18 protein-coding genes and 2 rRNA genes are annotated in these 19,597 nt (G+C 53.0%); 7 read left to right on the forward strand and 13 right to left on the reverse strand.

Features of this window, described 5'->3' with window-relative positions; translation table 11 throughout:
- Together QQ91_RS15595 and rrf are read left to right on the forward strand one after the other, a co-directional pair.
- Positions 1–465 (forward strand): 23S ribosomal RNA (locus tag QQ91_RS15595); the annotation flags it as partial.
- Between the two features lie 116 nt (positions 466–581).
- Positions 582–698: ribosomal RNA gene (rrf, locus tag QQ91_RS15600) — 5S ribosomal RNA — on the forward strand.
- A 69-nt stretch (positions 699–767) separates the two neighbouring features.
- On the opposite strand, the gene QQ91_RS21860 is transcribed toward rrf, so the two are convergent.
- A complete protein-coding gene (locus QQ91_RS21860; RefSeq protein ID WP_166275967.1) occupies positions 768–1,268 on the reverse strand; it encodes a DUF4168 domain-containing protein in 501 nt (166 codons plus the stop codon).
- 156 nt (positions 1,269–1,424) lie between these two features.
- Positions 1,425–2,429, reverse strand: a complete 1,005-nt coding sequence (gene holA / locus QQ91_RS15605) for a DNA polymerase III subunit delta (RefSeq protein ID WP_166275969.1) — start codon at positions 2,427–2,429, stop codon at positions 1,425–1,427.
- A 110-nt stretch (positions 2,430–2,539) separates the two neighbouring features.
- On the opposite strand from holA, the gene QQ91_RS15610 reads away from it, so the two are divergent.
- Both QQ91_RS15610 and cbiE read left to right on the forward strand, forming a co-directional pair.
- The gene (locus QQ91_RS15610; protein ID WP_166275971.1) at positions 2,540–3,154 is read left to right on the forward strand and encodes a precorrin-8X methylmutase; all 615 of its coding nucleotides are present in this window, start codon (positions 2,540–2,542) and stop codon (positions 3,152–3,154) included.
- Positions 3,155–3,161: 7 nt separating this feature from the next.
- Positions 3,162–4,427: a precorrin-6y C5,15-methyltransferase (decarboxylating) subunit CbiE gene (gene cbiE / locus QQ91_RS15615; RefSeq protein ID WP_166275973.1), complete on the forward strand. Its 1,266-nt coding sequence runs from the start codon at positions 3,162–3,164 to the stop codon at positions 4,425–4,427.
- Here the strand turns inward: cbiE and QQ91_RS15620 are convergent.
- Positions 4,406–4,780 carry an AbrB/MazE/SpoVT family DNA-binding domain-containing protein gene (locus tag QQ91_RS15620; protein ID WP_166275975.1) on the reverse strand — a complete coding sequence of 125 codons (375 nt, stop codon included), beginning with the start codon at positions 4,778–4,780 and terminating at the stop codon, positions 4,406–4,408. The genes cbiE and QQ91_RS15620 overlap by 22 nt on opposite strands.
- Before the next feature lie 540 nt (positions 4,781–5,320).
- Here QQ91_RS15620 and QQ91_RS15625 point away from each other — a divergent pair.
- Positions 5,321–5,524, forward strand: coding sequence for a CAB/ELIP/HLIP family chlorophyll-binding protein (locus QQ91_RS15625; RefSeq protein WP_166275977.1), 204 nt, complete (start codon positions 5,321–5,323; stop codon positions 5,522–5,524).
- Between the two features lie 99 nt (positions 5,525–5,623).
- Positions 5,624–6,967: a helix-hairpin-helix domain-containing protein gene (locus QQ91_RS15630; protein WP_166275979.1), complete on the forward strand. Its 1,344-nt coding sequence runs from the start codon at positions 5,624–5,626 to the stop codon at positions 6,965–6,967.
- An 11-nt stretch (positions 6,968–6,978) separates the two neighbouring features.
- Here QQ91_RS15630 and QQ91_RS15635 read toward each other — a convergent pair whose 3' ends face one another.
- Both QQ91_RS15635 and QQ91_RS15640 read right to left on the reverse strand, forming a co-directional pair.
- On the reverse strand, positions 6,979–7,446 hold the full coding sequence (locus tag QQ91_RS15635; RefSeq protein WP_166275981.1) for a tetratricopeptide repeat protein: 468 nt from the start codon (positions 7,444–7,446) through the stop codon (positions 6,979–6,981).
- A gap of 54 nt (positions 7,447–7,500) precedes the next feature.
- Entirely contained in the window at positions 7,501–8,211 is a 711-nt protein-coding gene (locus QQ91_RS15640) for a rhomboid family intramembrane serine protease (RefSeq protein WP_166275983.1), read from the reverse strand.
- Positions 8,212–8,389: 178 nt separating this feature from the next.
- On the opposite strand from QQ91_RS15640, the gene QQ91_RS15645 reads away from it, so the two are divergent.
- Positions 8,390–10,294, forward strand: a complete 1,905-nt coding sequence (locus tag QQ91_RS15645; protein WP_166275985.1) for a DUF3685 domain-containing protein — start codon at positions 8,390–8,392, stop codon at positions 10,292–10,294.
- Here the strand turns inward: QQ91_RS15645 and QQ91_RS15650 are convergent.
- The 8 genes from QQ91_RS15650 to folD form a co-directional block, all read right to left on the reverse strand.
- A complete protein-coding gene (locus QQ91_RS15650) occupies positions 10,291–10,743 on the reverse strand; it encodes a hypothetical protein (protein WP_166275987.1) in 453 nt (150 codons plus the stop codon). The genes QQ91_RS15645 and QQ91_RS15650 overlap by 4 nt on opposite strands.
- Positions 10,744–10,895: 152 nt before the next feature.
- Positions 10,896–12,020: an RNA polymerase sigma factor RpoD gene (rpoD, locus tag QQ91_RS15655; protein ID WP_166276262.1), complete on the reverse strand. Its 1,125-nt coding sequence runs from the start codon at positions 12,018–12,020 to the stop codon at positions 10,896–10,898.
- Positions 12,021–12,550: 530 nt separating this feature from the next.
- Positions 12,551–13,219 (reverse strand): polysaccharide deacetylase family protein, encoded by a 669-nt coding sequence (locus tag QQ91_RS15660; RefSeq protein ID WP_166275989.1) that lies wholly within the window; start codon positions 13,217–13,219, stop codon positions 12,551–12,553.
- 2 nt (positions 13,220–13,221) lie between these two features.
- Entirely contained in the window at positions 13,222–15,822 is a 2,601-nt protein-coding gene (locus QQ91_RS15665; protein ID WP_166275991.1) for a DNA polymerase III subunit alpha, read from the reverse strand.
- Positions 15,823–15,967: 145 nt separating this feature from the next.
- Positions 15,968–17,026 (reverse strand): type 2 isopentenyl-diphosphate Delta-isomerase, encoded by a 1,059-nt coding sequence (fni, locus tag QQ91_RS15670; RefSeq protein ID WP_166275993.1) that lies wholly within the window; start codon positions 17,024–17,026, stop codon positions 15,968–15,970.
- 71 nt (positions 17,027–17,097) lie between these two features.
- Complete coding sequence (locus tag QQ91_RS15675) at positions 17,098–17,562, reverse strand: divergent PAP2 family protein (protein WP_166275995.1); 465 nt, start codon at positions 17,560–17,562, stop codon at positions 17,098–17,100.
- A 42-nt stretch (positions 17,563–17,604) separates the two neighbouring features.
- Positions 17,605–18,495, reverse strand: coding sequence for a geranylgeranyl diphosphate synthase CrtE (crtE, locus tag QQ91_RS15680; RefSeq protein ID WP_236095914.1), 891 nt, complete (start codon positions 18,493–18,495; stop codon positions 17,605–17,607).
- 155 nt (positions 18,496–18,650) lie between these two features.
- Positions 18,651–19,523 carry a bifunctional methylenetetrahydrofolate dehydrogenase/methenyltetrahydrofolate cyclohydrolase FolD gene (gene folD, locus QQ91_RS15685; protein ID WP_166275999.1) on the reverse strand — a complete coding sequence of 291 codons (873 nt, stop codon included), beginning with the start codon at positions 19,521–19,523 and terminating at the stop codon, positions 18,651–18,653.
- Between the last annotated feature and the right edge of the window lie 74 nt (positions 19,524–19,597).

Consider the following 19,597-nt stretch of genomic DNA (forward strand, 5'->3'; position numbering starts at 1 on the left):
GTTACTCTAGGGATAACAGGCTGATCTCCCCCAAGAGTTCACATCGACGGGGAGGTTTGGCACCTCGATGTCGGCTCATCGCAACCTGGGGCTGAAGTAGGTCCCAAGGGTTGGGCTGTTCGCCCATTAAAGCGGTACGTGAGCTGGGTTCAGAACGTCGTGAGACAGTTCGGTCCATATCCGGTGTAGGCGTAAGAGTATTGAGAGGACTCCTCCTTAGTACGAGAGGACCGGGAGGAACGCACCGCTGGTGTACCAGTTATCGTGCCAACGGTAAACGCTGGGTAGCCAAGTGTGGAGAGGATAACCGCTGAAAGCATCTAAGTGGGAAGCCCACCTCAAGATGAGTACTCTCATGGCGATAGGCCAGTAAGGTCACGGGAAGACGACCCGTTGATAGGCGTCAGGTGGAAGTGCAGTAATGTATGAAGCCGAGGCGTACTAATAGACCGAGGGCTTGACCTCAATCATTGCAACAGATGACTTGGTGTTTGTGAGTAAAAACCAGAGCGAGACTTTCGATAAAGACTAGCTATGCAGCCTTCAGGGTTCTGGAAAGAGAGAAGGAATCCGAAAAGATTCCTGGTGTCAATGGCGTCATGGTCCCACTCCGACCCATCCCGAACTCGGATGTGAAACGTGACAGCGGCGACGATAGTTGGGGGGCAGCCCCCTGTGAAAATAGCTCGATGCCAGGGTGTTTTTAAATAAAAGGAAGTGAAAAATGTTGTTCACTTCCTTTTATTTTGCTTTCTCCCTCCTGTTCTTTAAAAGCAGCTTGGAAAAGAGAGGCCTTGCTGCTGGCATTTCATGGCAGTGATGATCCGATTTCTGAGATTGCTGTCAGTTTGGATTCTTGAGGTGATTGAGTTGTAAACCCCGAGAACTTGATACTTATTGAGGATGTTTGCAGACTGACTTTTATAGCGATCGCAGATACTCTCGACTGAAGAGGGAAGGTTGCTTTGGTTGCAAACCTGGGGAGGTTTGCTGCTACCCATAATACGCTTTACCTCATCCAAGAGTTGTTCTCGAATGGGGTCAATTTCTAGAACCGCCGCCGCATATCGCCAAACGATATCGTTTGTAAAACTCTGTGCATATGCTTGCTGAGAAAAGGTAAGTTGAGTTTGATGTCGGGAAAAGGATAAAGAAGGGATAACGCCTGAGAGGAGGCCAGATAGACTGAAACTGCTGATCAATAGCGCTTTAATCCAGGGTTTCAGTGGAGAGTTTTGATGATGGCTGGTGTTCAGTGCCCTGGTCATAAATGTGCATACCCCAAACAAGTCTTGTCAGACAGTGGTCACTGCTGTCTGATGTGTATTTAAATTGATTTGCTTTCTGCCATAAAAGTTCCAATGGGCCACTAGGTTTTTGAGAGAGCCAGGACCAGTAGGCTCTCTTGAAAGTGCAATTGAGACCTATTGGCATTGAATTGCCACCTCAATCACGGCGGTTTGGAAGGTACTTTGGGTCGGGGCACCTTGCTTGAGGTTTAGTTCAAGTTGGTGTAGCCGGATCAAGCTCAGCTTTAACTGCCGTACGCTTAAGTGTTGGATTTCGCGACGTAAGAAATATAGGCGTTTGGGATTCTGGATTTCAGCTGCCTTGGCAATAACTGTATTTTCTCGCTCTCCCCTGGCCTCCAATGCTTTTATCCAAGTCCAGGTCCGAAACTGACGAACGAGGGTGGCGATAATCCGAAGCGCTGGTTCGTTATGGCTCAGGAGCGATTCTAAAACGAGGAGGGATGTCTCCACATCTCCATCTCGGAGTGAGTTTGCCAGCTCTAGGCTGGATTGGGCAGAGCTAGGAACTAAATCCTTGACCTCTTCTAGGGAAATTGTGGAGCTAGGGTGAGGGCTGATCCTAGAAGCTATGAAGAGCTGAATTTTCTGAAGTGCATTGTGCAGTTGACGGGTGTCATTTCCCAGCGCCTCCACCAGGTAGTCGACTATTTCAGAGGAAAGGGGGATATGGACGGCTTTAGCACTGTCTTGGACCAGTTGCGCAAGCGAATCGGTCTGCCAAAGGGGAATCGGAGAGAATTCTTTGATTTGTGCATATTTCTGCAAGAGCTTAAAGATTTTGCTGCGACCATCAGGCTTGCTTGAGCAGGTTAGCAGTAAGTGAACGTCGTCTCGGAGAACGGGCAGCGTCCGTTCCAGTTCCCCCAGAAAGTCCGAAGCCTGTTGCGAAAGTGGAGGATTCACCAGCCACACGACGCGCCCACCGTTCCCTAAGGGGGGGGTGACGGCTTGGTTCAGTCCCTGAATATAGGCGGTAACTCCATCACCACTTTTGTTCTCTTCAATGGTGTCAAAGTTGAAGGTTTTCCAGTTGGGATCTAGGGCCTGACGGCATAGGGACTCAACGGCCTGATGGAGACGAAATTCATCAGCTCCCCAAAATACGGAAACCGGCATGGCGTTAATCAATGGGGTTCTAGATCTATGCAGCGTGGCGACGGGAGGGAGACAAGGTAGGATAGACTGAGGCGTTTGAGCGCGTTGAAGACAGGCTTAGGGCGAAACTATTGCAACTGCATCCGATTGTTCAGCAAAGCTTTGCGATCATTGATCGTGAATTTGGCGATCACCATTTTAGTGCAGCGGAATACAGGGTAGTGCAGCGAATTATTCACAGTACCGGAGACTTTGAGTTTAAGCATCTCACGCATTTCAGTCAATTTGCAATTTCTCAGGCCATTGCGGCTCTAAGCTCAGGAACCCCTATTGTGACGGATGTCAGTATGGTGGCCCAGGGAATTCGCACCATGGTTCAAGCCACCTTCAAAAACCCAATCATTAATGCGATTGCCGGGGTGCAAACCCCGCTACCGGGGCGAACCCGTTCAGAAACCGGAATTTTACAGACCTATGGCCAGTATCCCGATGCTGTTTATGCGATTGGGAATGCCCCCACTGCTCTGCTGAGTCTGTGTCATCAGCTCCAGTCAGCGTCCGGAGGGCTGCCAGCGGTGGTCATTGGAGCCCCGGTGGGATTTGTTTCGGTGCTGGAATCAAAACAATGCCTGGCCCAGACGCCAGTGGAGCAAATTCGGATTGAAGGACGAAAGGGTGGATCGGCGGTGGCCGCTGCGGTGATCAATGCGTTGCTCCACCTGGCCTGGAATGAACAGTCGCGCTAATCTGGCAATGACTCTTATCCATGTGGTTGGACTTGGCCTGGCTGGCCGCGAAGATTTATCTCCAAGGCTGCAGGTGCTGATCCAGCAGGCAGACTTACTCATTGGGAGCAAGCGTCACCTTGCCAACTTTCCAGATGTTGCTGCGGAGCAATGGTGTTTTGGCGATTTATCAGAGGTATTGTCGCGGCTAAAGACCTATCTTCAGCTCCACTCCACTCGAACAGCGGTCATTTTGACCACCGGAGATCCCTTGTTTTTTGGGTTGGGCCGATTGCTTTTAAGCTTTTTTTCCGCTGATCAGTTAAGCTTTTACCCGGCGCTGACCTCGGTGCAGCTAGCCTTTAGTCGTCTCAAGATTCCTTGGCAGGATGCCTGCTTTGTCAGCGTGCATGGACGATCCTTTGAGGAACTGGCAAACGCAATTCAGCAGGGACGGCAGAAAATTGCCATTCTAACAGATCCAGTTCATTCTCCCTCCGCAGTTGCGGCATTTATCGCATCTTTAGAGACTCCCGTGTGCTATCAAGGTTGGGTCTGTGAAAACTTGGGATCGGCAGAGGAAATCGTTCGGCCATTGGAGATATCCCCTGGATTAACGGGGGCCTATGCTGCACTGTCTGTGGTTATTTTGCTACGCCAAGGAGAGGCTGTTTCTGGTGAGAACTTGCCCCTATTGGGCATCCCAGATCATCAATTTTTGAGCTTTGCAGATCGTCCTGGTTTAATGACCAAACGCGAAGTGCGGCTATTGGCTGTAGGGGAGCTAGAGCTGCAAGCACAGCAAATTTTCTGGGATATTGGGGCGGGAACGGGATCGCTGTCGGTGGAGGTGGCGCGTACTCTCGGCTCAGGTCAGGTCTATGCCATTGAAAAAAGCGCTGCGGGAGCGATGCTGATCCGCCAAAATGCCCGGCGCTTTGGGATTGAAAACCTGCACTGTATTCAGGGGCCGGCTCCTGAGGTGTTGCGCAATCTCCCCAAGCCGGATCGGGTGTTTATTGGCGGCAGCGGTCAGGCCTTGACTGAGATTCTACGGTGCGTTGCGGATCGGCTTAGCCACGACGGGCGAATGGTGTTGGCAATTGCCACCCTCGAGCACCTCAGTCAGGCCAGCCAGTGGTGTCGCCAGAATCAGTGGCCGGTTCGAATTTTACAGGTTCAGCTGTCGCGGTCGGTGCCCGTTGCTCATTTGACACGATTTCAGCCCCTAAACCCCGTGTACTTACTGCAAGCTCGCCCTCCTGATTTCCCCTACTCTTCCGCACCCACCTGAATGAGGTGGATGTGCTTGTACCCCAGCTTAATCTCAAATTCATCGCCCGGTGCCAGGTTCATCTCTTGGGTATAGGTCGAGCCGATGACAATCTGGCCGTTTTTATGGACGCTGACGCGGTAGGTGGCCTCCCGCCCCCTCCCGTCTTTACCTGACTCCGGGTTGAGGGTTATCCCGTTTGCCTCAATAACGGCATTTAAAAATTCTCCTATATTGACGCGAATCCCATTATCTTTTGTGACGGCATAGTACCCACATTCCCGAGCCTTTTCACGGCGAGATAGGTGACTTAACTCTTTAACTTTATTGATTAACGCTTTACCCGTTAGCTTTGGTTTTTCTTCAGCAGTCATGAACGATCGATTCCTGTTTTAGGCAAATATACTGAGTAAAATGGAAGTTCATAAAGAGGCTGATCCACTCAGACTTTCAACTTATGATTCCCAAACCACAGTGTATCAAACTCTAGAAAGCTGAGAATATTTTTATTGAAAACGCTTGATACAATTCGAACAAAATGCGATTTTTCTGAATGATTAACCTGTTGGATCTGAAGGCGTTAGGATTAGTTGACCGCTTCGTCAAGAATTGAGTTTGACGATTTTTTGTTGGTCGCTATATTTTGGGTGGAACAGAAGATCGCCCAGCAGATTGAGATTACACGGACCTTACAGAGTTTATCCTTGTTCGCAATTCCCCTCCTGAATCTGGAGAGAGCATGAAGCAAGGGGCAGGAGAGGCGGGTTATCCGGCATGGAGATTGGCCCCTAGCCCCATTAACGAGGTTGGAGGTGTGGGAACGGGGATGATTCTGATCGCTCCAAAACGCCAGTCCATTTTCTGGATCCTAAGCGATAGGATAGGTGAGAGAAAATCTATGCCGAGGTTTCCCCATGTCTGAGCTGCCTGTGATCCCTGAACTGTCTGCCCAAGATAGTCCTCTAGAACCCCACGATGAGTTGGCGACGCCTTCATTCGGCTGGAATCCTTATGCGGAAGTCATCAACGGTCGGTTTGCGATGCTCGCAATTTTAGGGTTGATCTCCATCGAACTATTCACAGGCCAGGATTTTTTCTCCTGGCTAGGAATTCGATAGTCTCCGGCTTCCCCAAGCCTGAAACCGGTGCTTGGGACCTTGTTTTTCCTGCGGCGTTCAGGCTTTTGTAAATTTCAAACTGTAGGACAGAAACGATCTGTGAAAATTATCTGTCGACGATCCCTCGGTCAGCAGCCGGTCTACGATATTGGTGTTCCGGTACTTCATAATTTTCTGGTGCGCGGAGGATGGGTTGCGGCCAATTGTTTTAATAAGTCTCACTCCACCGCCTATGGATATGTGACTTATCAAACCGCCTATTTAAAGGCCAATTTTCCCGTTGAATATATGGCAGCCCTCTTGACGGCTAATAGCGGAGACCAGGACAAGATTCAGAAATATATCGCAACCTGCCTGAGCATGGGAATTGAGGTGGAATCGCCAGATGTCAATCGTTCAGGGGTGGATTTTACCCCCACCGACGACCGGATTTTGTTTGGATTATCTGCGGTTCGAAATGTTGGGTTAGGCGCCATTGAGGCGATTTTGCTGTCTCGGGAACAGGAAGGACCGTTTCATTCCTTGGCTGAGCTGTGCGATCGCGTGGATCCGCGTATTGTGAATCGCCGCGCCCTTGAGGCACTGATACACAGCGGTGCGCTAGACGTATTAGAGGCCAATCGGAATCAACTCATTCACGATTTGGATTTGGTGCTGGACTGGGCACAGTCTCGAGCAAAGGACCGGGCGGTGGGGCAGGGAAATCTGTTTGATCTTGGCACGCAAACGGGAGCCAGATCCCCCCAGGGGTCCTATGAATCTGCGCCAAAGGCGCCTCCTGTGGAAGATTTTCCAGAACCTGAAAAGCTCAAGCTAGAAAAGGAACTCCTGGGGTTTTATATCTCGAATCATCCGCTGCGAGAAGTTGAGAGACCGGGGAAACTCATGGCGCCTATGGGTTTGGCTAATCTTGAGGAGGTGCCGGAGGGAGTCACCCTGAGCGCGATCGTTCTAATTACAGAGATTAAACCCATCGTGACTAAAAAAGGGGATCGCATGGCTATTGTGCAGCTGGAAGATTTGACGGGTAAGACAGAAGCCGTGATCTTTCCCAGGGTATTTGAGCGAATTGGGCACTACATCGAAACGGATCGGCGCTTGATGATTTGGGGAAAGGTGGATCGTCGAGATGAACAGCTGCAAGTGATTGTTGAAGATGCCGAACCCATTGAAGATGTGCGGCTAGTGATGGTGGAAATCCCGGCCCTAGAGGCAGCAAACATTCAAAAACAGCAGCAACTTAAGGAAATTCTGCGAAGCCAAGCGGGGGATCACTCCGGAAAAGTGGCCGTTGTGGCAAAAATTGTGGCGCAGAACCAGTCCCAGCTGGTGCGTCTAGGAATTCAGTTTCGCGTTGAAGATGAACAGGCAACGGTTCAGGCTCTCAAATCCCAAGGATTTGAAGCGAAGGCTGCCGTGCTCTTAGACGCGACAGCATCCTAGCCTGGTTCCCCCTAGAGCTGTGCCATACACTCCAAGAGCAGCTTTTGGTTAATTAAGGCGTGGGGTTGTATTTCTAAAGCGCTTTGAAAGGCCTGAATGGCCGCTGGGATGTTTCCAGTTGCCGCGTAGGAAAGCCCCAGACCATGGAGCGCTCCAAAATGATAGGGAACGAGAGCAAGGGTGGCTTTGCAGTCCTCAATGGCTTGCTGAAAGTCTTGTCTTAGATAGTGAAGGACAGCGCGCCGATTCCAGGCCTCAGCAAAATCTGGGTGAATGTCAATCAGATCATTGAGAATCGCTTCGGCGGCTTTAAAGTCACCCCTGTCCAGATGGGACTGGCTGCGCTGGAGTTGTTCCATCCCTGTTAATCCTTTTTGCCAAAACCAGGTTTCCCACAGCGACTCGGTGGCTTGATTGCGAAGATCGGCATCGGAGCTCTGGAGTTGTGCCAAGAGCGTGGGAATTTTGGAGAGGTTCATAAACGATGGAGAGGCTTCGGCTTAATTAAAAAACTTAAAACTATTACAGACCGGTCAATCGCGCGATCGTCGATGGTCTGAAAACAGACCCAGCAGGGGGCCAAGGACCGCACCAAAAACAAAACCGCCAGCATGTGCCCAGTAGGCAATGCCCCCCCCAGACATGCCAACATTGGTGGTGACCTCAAGACTGGCAACGCTATAAAAGGCCTGCTGAATAAACCAGAATCCCAAAAAGAAAATGGCCGGGACTCGCGCCGTCCAGAATAGAAAACCAAGGGGAATGAGGGTGGTAATTTCTGCCTGAGGGAATCGGAGGATATAGGCTCCCATCACGCCAGCAATGGCACCGCTCGCGCCCAGAGAAGGGGTGGTAGAAAGCGCACTAAAGTACCACTGAGCGAGTCCTGCCAGAACGCCACAGGTCAAATAGAACACAATGAATTTTAAGTGGCCCAGCTTATCCTCAACATTGTTGCCAAAAATCCATAAAAAAAGCATATTCCCGGCGATGTGGAGGAACCCGCCGTGGAGGAATTGGGAGGTGATCAGGGTAATCCAGGCAGGGAAGGGGAGTCCAGTGGGTAAGCCCTGGAAACTACGGGTAAGAAGCTGAGGAACTACGGCCCAGACCTGGAAGAAACTATTCAATTCCTCGCCAGTCAGGCTTAACTCATAAATAAACGCCAAAACATTGAGGCCAATGAGACCGTAGGTGACAACTGGAACAATATGAGTGGGGTTGTTATCGCGCAGGGGAACCACAGGTGCTTTTATCTCAGATTAAGGGGCGATAGAGAGGGGAGAAACACGAAAATGCCTGAATGCTGAATGCTCCAATTGAAAGTCTATGGTGTAGTTTTTGGAGAGGGCGTAATTTTCCTTACACTATATAGCAATCTCAAAAAGCCGATCCTGTCCTGTCTACTGGCCTGTGTGTTGAATGCCGCGATCCGTTTCTGAAGCTTCTGTTCCGCTGCCCATTCGCATCATGCTGGTTGATCGAGATGTGACCTTTCGACTGGGCCTGAAAACCTGTCTAGATTCAGCACCTGAACTGCAAGTTGTCGCTGAGTTTGGACGAGCCAGCGAGGTGCCAGGGCGTCTAGAGGCACTTTCTGGCAATGGGAACACAGTCCCTGTGGATCTTCTGGTTTGGGCCATTGATGTGCGACAGGGGGCGGCTTCAAGCTATTTAGGGCTGCCCCAGTTGCTGCAATCGCGCTATCCGACCTTACCCATTTGTGTCTTACTCACCCATATCGATGACCAACTGCTGGGGGACCTCTGGCAGCTTGGAGTGGCGGGTTGCTGGCTCAAAGATGCCAGTCCGATGGCTCTGGTGGAGGCAATGTGTCAAATGACGCTGGGCCAGTCTGTCTGGGACGTGCGGCTTCTGCAGCGGATTCCCCTATCTCGTGCGGATCAATCGCAGCGATCGGCACAACGGCCTGCCGGGATCCTGCGTCAAGCTTGGATACGTACGGGAAACAGGGGTCTTCGCGAGATTAACCGGGAACTGGCTGATCTCGATCAGCTTTTGGCTGGACCTGGGTTGGGCGTGTGGGAACGACTCGTCCTGGAGGGGCGTTTTCGAGAAATGAAAGCTGCCCGCTGGTGGATGCAACAGATGTTGGGGACGCCGCCACCCGTTGACCGGACGGCGGAGCTATGGGACTGGCCCACGAGTCGATCGGGAGAGCCGCTGACGGGGGCGGCGGATCTGCGTGGGAGGGAGTCGCTACAGGGGGAGGGAATCATCCTGCCGCCACAGACAATGGGAAACCCTGAGTCTGAACTGGATCTATCCATAGATAGAATGGGAGAAAAAAGATTAATCTCTGAAAATCAGTTCCAAAAAACTAAAAATACGCTGATATCAAATGTTGTGGCAAAACTTACTGGCGCTCTCCTAAATCTGACCTCTGAGCCACTAGAGGTGGACATACTGATGCTGTCTAAGCGACAGGAGCTGCTGGTTATTATTTTGCGGGGAATTGAAGAGGCCTTGGAGGATCTCCGCTACTCCCAAGTGACCCCGGAGCAGCTGGCCCTGCAGCGATCGCGTATCCTTCGAGAACTGTGGCAACAGGCGGTTGCTGATTTCTACGGGAAATATGCAATCCTGCCTCAGGGGAATGCACCGTTGACCCGTCGCGAGCAGGTGCCACTGGTGCCGCAGTTGCTGGAAAGTTTGACTCAGGTGGAAGCGGTGTTGCTAGATCGCATTCCGATGGTGCTGGAACTGCTGGCCCATCTACTCTTTCAAGTACCGCTGCTTGTTGAGACCCGCCAACTGCCCATGGGATCTCCAGAGGCATTGGCCCAGGCCCAGGCCCTCCTGGAAAATTGGATTCTGCGTCTAGCCAATGCAGTGGTTGCGCCCCTCCTGAATCAATTTGGAACCTCCGAGTATGTGAAGCAAAACTTTTTCGACCCTCGCTGGATTTCCACCCGTGAGATTGAGCGATTTCGCAATGCCCTGGCTTGGAAATATCGGATGCAGTCCCTATTCACGGAGCCGAAATATATCTTTGAAAGTCAGGTCCCGCTTTTGGTGCTCAGTGAAAGTGGCATTCGAGATCAAGATCTCTACAGTCCCCGAGATGAAGAATTGCGTCAGCTGCGGGGCGTTCCGCTGCTGGTCACCCTGGCCTTGGAAGCCAGAGATGCGATCGCTCCTCCCCTGCGGGCGACCGTGACCTGGGTGGGTCGAGGCGTGGTTTATCTTTTGACTCAGGTTGTGGGTCGAGGCATTGGTTTAATCGGGCGCGGAATTTTGCAGGGAGTTGGCACCGCCTGGCAGGAAACCCGCGACAGTCGGCGATCTCCAGGGCGCCATCGCTAAGATGCGGGCTTTTGGTAAGAAATACCGCGATATTTGTAGACGATTGTGGCCATATCCTGGCGGGAGGCCTTTGGGGCTGGCTGGGAACCTTGCTGAACTGACAAGGAAGCAACAGTATGCTCTGCCACAGGTTCCAATTGAGCCTGAGGTAACCCCTGAGTTGGAGAATTGACGGGAATCCAGGGGGTAGCCTCCACCGCTTCGGCTTGCACATCAAGGGTCACCACCTTTTGCTGCGTCAAGGGGGCAAGATGACGGTGATGCTTGCTGGAGGCGCGGTTGATCACAAAGACCAGTAGAAGACAGACTTGTAATTGCCAGGGCGATTGCAGAAGGCACAGCAAGCCGCTCAGCACCTCAATAGCTGCTGCGATATAGGATAAATCCGCTTCGGTTCTGGGGCGAAGGTAGCTAGCAGTTAGAAAAAGAGCCCAGGATAGGATAAACATGGCAGCAAGGGATCAACGGTGAGCAAGCCAAGGATTTGACCTCCATCTCGTTGCTATTAAAGCATTGATCGTCCAACGCCGCCCAGAATTGGACGGCGTTGGATAGCACTTTGGGGACCTAACCGCTCCAGTCGGCTGAGCAGTGGGAAGGCTCAACGAATGTATTCTTTCAAGACACTATTGCTGTTGGGGTGACGCAGCTTTCGCAGGGCCTTCGCTTCAATTTGACGAATGCGCTCGCGCGTCACGTTGAAAATTTGGCCAATTTCTTCCAGGGTCTTCATGCGGCCATCATCTAGACCATAGCGCAGCTTCAAGACATCTCGCTCTCGAGGGCTCAGGGTGTCCAGGACGCTTTCCAAATCTTCGCGCAGCAGGCTTTTAGACACCTGATCTTCAGGGGTTTCTCCGTCGGACTCAATAAAGTCTCCAAGCCGGGAATCCTCCTCCTTGCCGATGGGAGTTTCCAGAGAGATGGGAAGCTGGGCAGACTTGGCAATAAAGCGGAGCTTCTCGATGGTCATTTCCATGCGAGTGGCGATCTCCTCTTCCGTTGGCTTGCGTCCCATTTCCTGGGAAAGCAGCTTGGTGGTTTTCTTAATCCGGGAAATAGTTTCGTACAGGTGGACGGGGAGACGAATGGTGCGCGACTGATCCGCGATCGCGCGGGTAATGGCTTGACGAATCCACCAGGTGGCATAGGTGGAAAACTTGTAGCCCTTTTCATGATCAAACTTTTCCGCTGCCCGAATTAATCCGAGGCTGCCCTCTTGGATGAGATCTTGAAACGAGAGGCCGCGATTCATGTATTTCTTGGCAATGGAAACCACCAAGCGCAGATTGGACTGCACCATCTTATCCTTAGCGCGTCGTCCCCGATGAAGGCGAATGCGAAATTCCTGTGCTGGAATATTGACAGCCGCAGCCCACTCCTCTAAATTTGGCTCACGGTCGAGCTGATCATAAAGCTCGTCCTGGACGCGCTCAAACTCTAGCAGCTCAGCAATCTTGCGAGCCAGTTCAATTTCTTCGTCAGCGCGCAGCAAGCGAATTCGCCCGATCTCTTGCAGGTAAAGGCGGATGGAATCTTCGGTGTAGTGTTTTTTCTTGGCTTGCCCACGGCGTTTAGTGGTACGGGTTTTACCAGCAGCCTTGTCCTCCTCGCCTTCTGCATCGGATACAGTGGCGACAGCATTGGACTTGCTATCCGTTAACAGAGAGTCGAGTTCACTCTCTTGTGGCTGGATGGCCTCCAGTAAATTATTGGCTTGGGTCATGCCGGATTCCTCATACTCCCTAGTGAGCAACAGTAAAAAGATGCTTGAGATCATCGGCTTTTAACCTGGACCAATGATCGTACGGACGCAAGCTGTCTAACGCCAGCCGCCGATTCCGAGATTGGAATCAAACCTTGGCTTTCCGTTCAAGATATAACGTTCACTGATAGGCGTTCAGCTCTATCTTGCATTCTATAAGGTTAGACAGCGAGTTGGAGCCTGACCCACCGAAGTCTTCTAGATAAAAGCCTTGGTTTTGCGGCACCTTCTCAGACATTATGGCGCAAACTTTTATGAATGGGCAGAGTTGACATTCCGCGGATTCGTGGGTAGGACAGGTCTTTAACGGCGTAAATTCGAATCGGATCGCCGGGAGGTGTTTTCACAGGGTGAGCAACAAAATTTAAAAAACAAAGGGTCGAAAACCCAGTGTTTTGGTGGGTAATCCCAGTGCGGCAAGCCAGGGCTCTGTTTTTCTTTGATAAGAAATAAAATTTCCCTGGGCCACAGTAATTAACAGTTGCTATCGTTCACCGCTGCTGTCGCCAAAATTCCTCCACGGTTAAACAGGAAAATCCCTGGGTTAGCAGGTGGGGCAAGAAGGCCTGGGTGCTCTGGGCTACCTGTGCTCCTCCTGATGGGCCATCGTGGAGCACAATGATAGACCCATTGCGGGTGTGCTTCAGAACGCGCTGCGCTACACAGTCAATGCCAGGGGTTGTCCAATCCACAGGCACCACTGACCACATGCAGGGCCGATAGCCCCAAGCCCTGATCTGCTGCGTTGTCTGCCTCCAGCAGATGCCGTAGGGAGGGCGAACGTCAATAAACTGGGCCGGATCCCCACCACAGGCGCGAGCAATTGCCTGCTGGGTTCTTTCTAGCTGGTGCCGAATCTGGGTGGGCGACTGCCCCAGAAAGGACCGGTGCGTATAGCCATGCAGTCCAATCCAGTGGCCAGCTTCATACACCTGGCGGGCCAGGGTTGGATGGCGATCGACCCAGGCTCCAAGCCAGAAAAAGGTGGCCTTTACTTGGTATTGAGCCAGGACCGCCAGCAGGGGCGGCGTATAGTCGGGATGGGGACCGTCATCAAAGGTCAGGGCAACCTGGGGACGACGGGGATCGCCCTCCCACAGACAGAGCGGGAGCTGGGCGCTCAGCCAGCGGTGTAGAGGGGGAATGAGGGGCGCAAGCATGACTAACTCGCGGCTGGGAGTCCCCCATCTGAGAGTTGGGGGATTTGCTGGAGGGAAAGACCGCGGGCAAAGATTTCATCAATGGGCAGCATTTCCCCTGAGGTCACCATAAAGCGATGATCAGGCGTCGCGCGTAGAAGGGATCCATCCTCTAGTTCATACTCGTAAATGTGGCGATCGCCCCGATGGTGCCACTGGGCAATGGGCTGGGCCAGTAGGTTCCCCTGCGGAGTGACAGAGAACACATGGCAGTCCAGCTCGTGGTGCACAAGGTCTCCCAGCCGGACCCATCCGTGTTCGAGGGTGAGCAGTTCGGTGTCGGCACTGAGGCAATATTCCGCAAACAGCACCATCTGATCAAACAGCTCTTCGGCTGTGGCCTTGGCAACACCATTCTTCTCGGCTCCTTCGATAAAGATGGCGCGGTGCTTTTGCATCTCCGACATCTTCTTTTTCCCCATGGCCCGGCGCAGCAGGTCCGCCTGTCCCAGGGAGTAGCCCGCCATATCCTGGGCAATCTTCATGATCTGCTCTTGGTAGACCATGATGCCGTAGGTTTCATTTAGGATAGGTTTAAGGATCTCGTGCTGGTAGTCAATGGCCTCGCGACCATGCTTGCGGTTAATAAATTTGGGAATGAGGCCAGCATCCAGGGGGCCAGGACGGTAGAGAGCTAAAATTGACGAAATATCCTCTAAATTTGAGGGTTTAAGATCCCGAACAACTTGGCGCATGCCGGAGGATTCGAGTTGAAAGACGCCCTCCAGCTCACCGCGACCTAAGAGTTGAAACGTGGCCGGGTCATCGAGGGGGACATCGTCGGGATCGAGGTCAATGTGCTTATTCTCCTTGATAAGATCGGTGGCTTTCTGAATCATGGTCAGGTTCTTTAACCCCAGAAAGTCCATTTTCAGGAGCCCTAGGGACTCTAGGTCCTCCATGAAATATTGAGTGATGACCGAACCATCGTTATTGCGTTGTAGGGGCACAATTTGATCGAGGGGTTCCGAGGCGATAACCACGCCTGCGGCATGGACCCCAAAGGTTTTATTGGTGCCCTCAATGCGAATAGCCATATCCACCCAGTGCTTAACATTGGGATCGCTGTCGTATTTTTCTTTAAATTCTGGAGCGGGGGTTTCATCGGAGATCATCACCTTCAGTTTGGCCGGCTTGCCGCGAGAGACAGGAATGAGTTTTGCCATCTTGTCGGATTCGCTGTAGGGAATATTCAGCACCCGCGCCACGTCCTTGAGGACTGCCTTGGAGGTCATGCGGTTAAAGGTGATGATCTGAGCCACCCGGTCTTCACCGTACTTCTGGGTGACATATTCAATCATTTTGTCGCGCTGGGCGATGCAGAAGTCGGTATCAATATCCGGCATGGATTTGCGCTCGGGATTCAGGAAGCGCTCAAACAGGAGGCCATGATGGACCGGATCAATGTTGGTAATCCCCAGGGCATAGGCAACCAGGGATCCGGCTGCCGACCCTCGACCTGGACCCACCGGGATATTGTGGTCGCGCGCGTATTTGATGTAGTCCCACACCACTAGAAAGTAGGTGGAAAACCCCATCTGCTGGAGCATATTTAGCTCATACACCAGGCGTTCCTGATAGACCGGATCGACGGAATCGCGGGTGGGCCATTTGCCTTCGCCGCGATCTAATAGTCCCTGCCAGGTGACTTCTTCTAGATAGGATTCGGGGGTGTGGGCGGCAGGCACCTCAAAATCTGGGGATTGCGGATCGCGGAAGAAGTCATAGGTTTCAATTTTGTTTGCCACTTCCAGGGTATTGGCGATGGCGTCCTCAATTACCTCCGGGGGCAGGTGATCGCGAAAGAGTAAGGCCATCTCTGCGGCGGATTTCAGATATTCGGTGCCGCTGTAGCGCAGGCGCTTGTCTTCGGTCACCAGTTTGCCGGTTTGAATGCACAGGAGGGCATCGTGGGCCTCGACGTCGTAGCAGGAGATAAAGTGGGAGTCGTTGGTGGCAATAATTTTGATTCCCAGCTCACGGGCAATCCGCACCAGATCGACATTGACCACGCGATCTTCCTGGGATCCGTGATCTTGAATTTCCAGGTAGTAATCGTCCCCAAACAGATCCTGGTACCAGCCTGCAATGCGGCGGGCAATGTCCGGTTTTCCCTGCATAATAGCCTGGGGCACCTCTCCTCCCAGGCAGGCGCTGGTGACAATTAAGCCTTCATGGTACTGGGCCAGCAGATCCTTATTGATACAGGGACGAGAGAAAATCCCTTTGCCCTGGACCCCGTGGAGATGGGAGAGGGTGGTGAGCTTGACCAGGTTGCGATAGCCCTGGGTGTTTTTAGCCAGTACCACCTGGTGATAGCGAGGACGACGCTCCTGCTTGGTGATGTCGCCGTTGATGACGTACATCTCGTTTCCAATGATGGGCTTAATGTTTTTTCCCTGGCAGTTTTTAACCAGACCCACAGCACCATGCATTACGCCATGATCCGTCAGGGCGATCGCGGGCATACCCAATTCCACCGCTTTGGCGACCAGGTTTGGGAGCTGGCTCGCGCCATCGAGCATGCTGTAGTCGCTGTGAATATGTAACCCAACAAAGGACATGGTGCAATCAGCCGTTTTAATCTGACCTAAGCCTACCCTGTCTGGCGGGGGAATCCCAATAGAATACAGCCAGATGCAGAGAGAGGGAGGAGTAAGGGCGTTTTCGGCAATGATCCGCAAAGGCCCCCAGCCGACCCCGGCGCGATCAGGTCACGGGGGCACCGGAAGCCGTGGGGCACAGGGTCTTGGAGGTTTGCAGGTCCGTAATGGTTCGGCTGCCTGTACAAAACAAGGTGATTTTCAACTCCTCCAGAAGCACCGAAATCAGCCCATGGAGAGCGGCTTCGGAGTCATAGGCGGCTTTCAGGAAGGGCGTAGCCATGCCGCCCAGGTTGGCTCCCAGGGCGATCGCCTTGGCGACATCCAGACCGTTTCGCAGTCCGCCGGAGGCAATCAAGGGAATTTCAGTATCCTGCTGACGAATGTCCATCAGGCAATCGGCCGTGGGAATTCCCCATTCGGCAAAGGTCTGTCCCAAGGTCTGCTGACGATGATCCTGGCCGCGCTCGCCTTCCACCTTGGCCCAAGAGGTGCCCCCTGCCCCAGCCACATCAATGGCTGCGACTCCAATCTCCTTGAGTTGCTGGGCAAGGGGGGCAGAAATACCGTTTCCGACTTCCTTGACAATGACGGGGACAGAGAGCCTCTGGCAGAGATGGGCAATTTTGCCCAGGAGGCCATGGAAATTGGTGTCGCCACGGCTCTGGATACATTCTTGGAGCGGATTTAGATGCAGAAACAGGGCATCGGCCTCGAGCAGATCCACCACTTGCTGGCATTCCCCTAGACCGTATCCGTAGTTGAGCTGGACTGCTCCGAGATTGGCAAACAGTGGAATATCGGGAGCCAGGGATCGCACCGCAAAGGTGCGATGCACATCTGGATGTTCAATGGCGACTCGCTGAGACCCGACCCCCATGGCAATGCCAAAGGTCTGGGCCGCGATCGCTAATCGCTGGTTAATTTGCTCTGCGAGGGCTGTTCCGCCAGTCATGGAAGAAATGAGCAGCGGGGCTTGCAGGGGTTTCCCCAGAAAGGTCGTCGTCAGCGAAATATCTTGAAAGTCCAGCTCTGGAAGCGCAGTGTGGCGAAAGTAAAAGCGCTCTAACCCCGTGGAAACCTGTTGACACTGGACACGATCCTCCAAACAGAGTCGGATATGATCAGCTTTTCGAGTTTGAATGGAAGGGGGTGAACTGGTCATGCTTGACGTTAAAAGAGGGTTTGAACCCGGGAGTTTGCAGATCGGGGGAACAAATTTCCTATTCTTAAAGGTTAACCACTCAGACCCAAGGGTGCAAACAACCAGGCAATAATTACCCCCAAAACTGAACCCATAATCACTTGCATGGGAGTGTGCCCCAGAAGTTCCTTCAGCCGTTGTTCGTTAAATTCTGGATGTTCCTGGAACAGTTCATCAATCATCTGGTTCAAAATGCGTGCCTGTTTTCCCGCGGCTTGACGCACCCCGGCAGCGTCATACATGACAATGATCGCAAAGATTGAGGCCATGGCAAATTCAATACTTTCCCATCCACGGCTGAGGGCTACCCCAACGGCTAGGGCCGTTACCAGCGCGGAATGGGAGCTGGGCATGCCTCCCGTGGTGACCAGGATGCGAAAGTTGATTTTGCGGTGGATGACGTAGTCAGTCAACAGCTTGAGAACTTGGGCAACTAAGCTAGCGGACAATGCGGCAAACAGAACCCAATTGTTTAAAACGTTCTCGACATCCTGCATTGTCTTGATTCCTAACTGTTTTGACGAGCATGGCGGTCCGATTTAAGACTTCCGAGCTGTAATGAAATCCGCGATCGCCAAGAGCGGTGCTGCTTGAGAGCCAAAGATATCCAGGGCAGCCTTGGCTTGAGTAATTAACTGGTCTGCCTGCACCTTGGATTCCTCTAATCCCCAAAGGCTAGGATAGGTGGTCTTTTGGGCCGTGAGGTCTTTTCCAGCCGTCTTCCCCAGCTCTTCGCTGGTGGCCGTGATATCAAGGATATCGTCAATAATTTGGAAGGCCAGCCCAATATTTTGGGCAAAGGTTTTGAGGCGAGCGATCTGCTCCTCATTCGCGCCGGCCAGATCGGCACCGGAGAGTACAGAAGCTTCCAGGAGCGCGCCAGTTTTGTGGGCATGGATAAAATTCAGGGTTTCGACGGTAACATCGGGTTTCCCTTCACAATCGAGGTCAACCACCTGTCCTCCCACGAGTCCTGCGGCGGAAACGGCGTGACCTAGGCGGGTGACCACCTTCAGCAGGTGTCTGGGATCGACATTTTGGGTTTTGATGGTGAGGTACTCAAAGGCGTAGGCTAGCAGTCCATCCCCCGCTAGGATGGCAATATCTTCGCCGTACACCTTATGGTTGGTAGGCTTGCCGCGTCGGAAGTCGTCGTTATCCATGGCGGGGAGGTCGTCATGGATCAAGGACATGGTGTGAATCATTTCCAGGGCGCAGGCGGTGGGCATGGCCATTTCCAGGGTGCCGCCGAGGAGCTCACAGGTGGCAAGGCAAAGAATAGGGCGTAGCCGCTTGCCGCCTGCCAGCAGGGAATAGCGCATGGACTCGTAAATTTTCTCGGGATAGGCGACGGGGAGCGACTCGTTTAGCTTCGCTTCCACGAGGGCCTGGCGATGGGCAAGGTAGTCTTTTAAGTTAAACGATGGCATACCGTCAGCTCCTGAGGGGAAAGACGCTACGTTCAGACTGTCTGCGGAAATCATCCTAATTTCTGGCTGCAAGTTGGCGGGGTAAGCAAGGCCCCATGGGGCTTCCCTATTGTATGATGCTTTGGCTTGATTCCAGGGAGCCAGAGACGGTGGGTTTAAATCTGCTGAGCATAGCGCTGGACGGTGTTGCTCAGCAGCATGGTCACGGTCATGGGGCCAACGCCGCCGGGCACGGGGGTAAGATGGCTGGCGATCGCGCCCACGGCTTCGGTCTCCACATCGCCAACGAGCCTGGCCTTGCCGTTGGGCATTTCAATGCGATTAATCCCCACGTCAATGACCGTAGCACCGGGCTTGACCATTTCGGCGGTGACAAAGTTAGGGCGACCGATGGCGGCCACCAGGATATCGGCGGTGCGGGTGAGTTCGGCCAGCTGTTCGGTTTTAGAATGGGCGATGGTGACGGTGGCATTGGCTTCCAGGAGCATCAGCGCGATGGGTTTGCCCACCAGAATGCTGCGACCCAGGACCACGGCCTTTTTGCCCTGGATGGGAATCTCGTAGGCTTTGAGGATTTCCATACATCCGGCGGGGGTGCAGCTGCGCAGGCCCGCTTCGCCGCGCACTAGGCTCCCCAGGTTCATCGGGTGCAGGCCATCGGCGTCTTTATCGGGGGCGATCGCATACAGTAGTGCATTTGCGTCCAGGTGATCGGGCAGGGGCAGTTGCACCAGAATGCCATCAACCTTGGGGTTGTGGTTGAGTTCCAGAATGGTTTGATGAACCGTTTCCTGGGAGACATCGGCGGGGAAGTGATGGCCGAAGGAGGCGATGCCAATTTTTTCGCAGGCCCGTTCTTTGTTGCGCACGTAGGCAGCACTGGCGGGATTATCCCCCACCATCAGTACCGCAAGACCAGGGGGGCGACCGATCTGGGGCTGCAACTGCTGGATCGTTGTGGCGAGCTGCTGCTGGAGTTTGGCGGCCAGGGCTTTGCCGTCCAGGGTTTGGGCTGTGGGGAATGCCATGGAGATCAGGGATTAAGGTGGGCTCTTAGGGGTGAACTTTGTTCATCGTGGCGATGGATGAATCAGGGGATGTT

It is taken from the genome of Lyngbya confervoides BDU141951, assembly GCF_000817775.3.
Lineage (GTDB): Bacteria > Cyanobacteriota > Cyanobacteriia > Thermosynechococcales > Thermosynechococcaceae > Lyngbya > Lyngbya confervoides.

Bases quoted from the DNA above. Each gene is read 5' to 3' on its own strand.
- folD (WP_166275999.1), bottom strand. From the start codon at position 19,523: ATGGCATTCCCCACAGCCCAAACCCTGGACGGCAAAGCCCTGGCCGCC.
- QQ91_RS21860 (WP_166275967.1), bottom strand. From the start codon at position 1,268: ATGACCAGGGCACTGAACACCAGCCATCATCAAAACTCTCCACTGAAA.
- QQ91_RS15650 (WP_166275987.1), bottom strand. From the start codon at position 10,743: ATGTTTATCCTATCCTGGGCTCTTTTTCTAACTGCTAGCTACCTTCGC.
- fni (WP_166275993.1), bottom strand. From the start codon at position 17,026: ATGACCAGTTCACCCCCTTCCATTCAAACTCGAAAAGCTGATCATATC.
- QQ91_RS15620 (WP_166275975.1), bottom strand. From the start codon at position 4,780: ATGACTGCTGAAGAAAAACCAAAGCTAACGGGTAAAGCGTTAATCAAT.
- QQ91_RS15660 (WP_166275989.1), bottom strand. From the start codon at position 13,219: ATGCTTGCGCCCCTCATTCCCCCTCTACACCGCTGGCTGAGCGCCCAG.
- QQ91_RS15645 (WP_166275985.1), top strand. From the start codon at position 8,390: ATGCCGCGATCCGTTTCTGAAGCTTCTGTTCCGCTGCCCATTCGCATC.
- rpoD (WP_166276262.1), bottom strand. From the start codon at position 12,020: ATGACCCAAGCCAATAATTTACTGGAGGCCATCCAGCCACAAGAGAGT.
- holA (WP_166275969.1), bottom strand. From the start codon at position 2,429: ATGCCGGTTTCCGTATTTTGGGGAGCTGATGAATTTCGTCTCCATCAG.
- QQ91_RS15675 (WP_166275995.1), bottom strand. From the start codon at position 17,562: ATGCAGGATGTCGAGAACGTTTTAAACAATTGGGTTCTGTTTGCCGCA.
- QQ91_RS15665 (WP_166275991.1), bottom strand. From the start codon at position 15,822: ATGTCCTTTGTTGGGTTACATATTCACAGCGACTACAGCATGCTCGAT.
- cbiE (WP_166275973.1), top strand. From the start codon at position 3,162: ATGACTCTTATCCATGTGGTTGGACTTGGCCTGGCTGGCCGCGAAGAT.
- QQ91_RS15625 (WP_166275977.1), top strand. From the start codon at position 5,321: ATGTCTGAGCTGCCTGTGATCCCTGAACTGTCTGCCCAAGATAGTCCT.
- crtE (WP_236095914.1), bottom strand. From the start codon at position 18,495: ATGCCATCGTTTAACTTAAAAGACTACCTTGCCCATCGCCAGGCCCTC.
- QQ91_RS15635 (WP_166275981.1), bottom strand. From the start codon at position 7,446: ATGAACCTCTCCAAAATTCCCACGCTCTTGGCACAACTCCAGAGCTCC.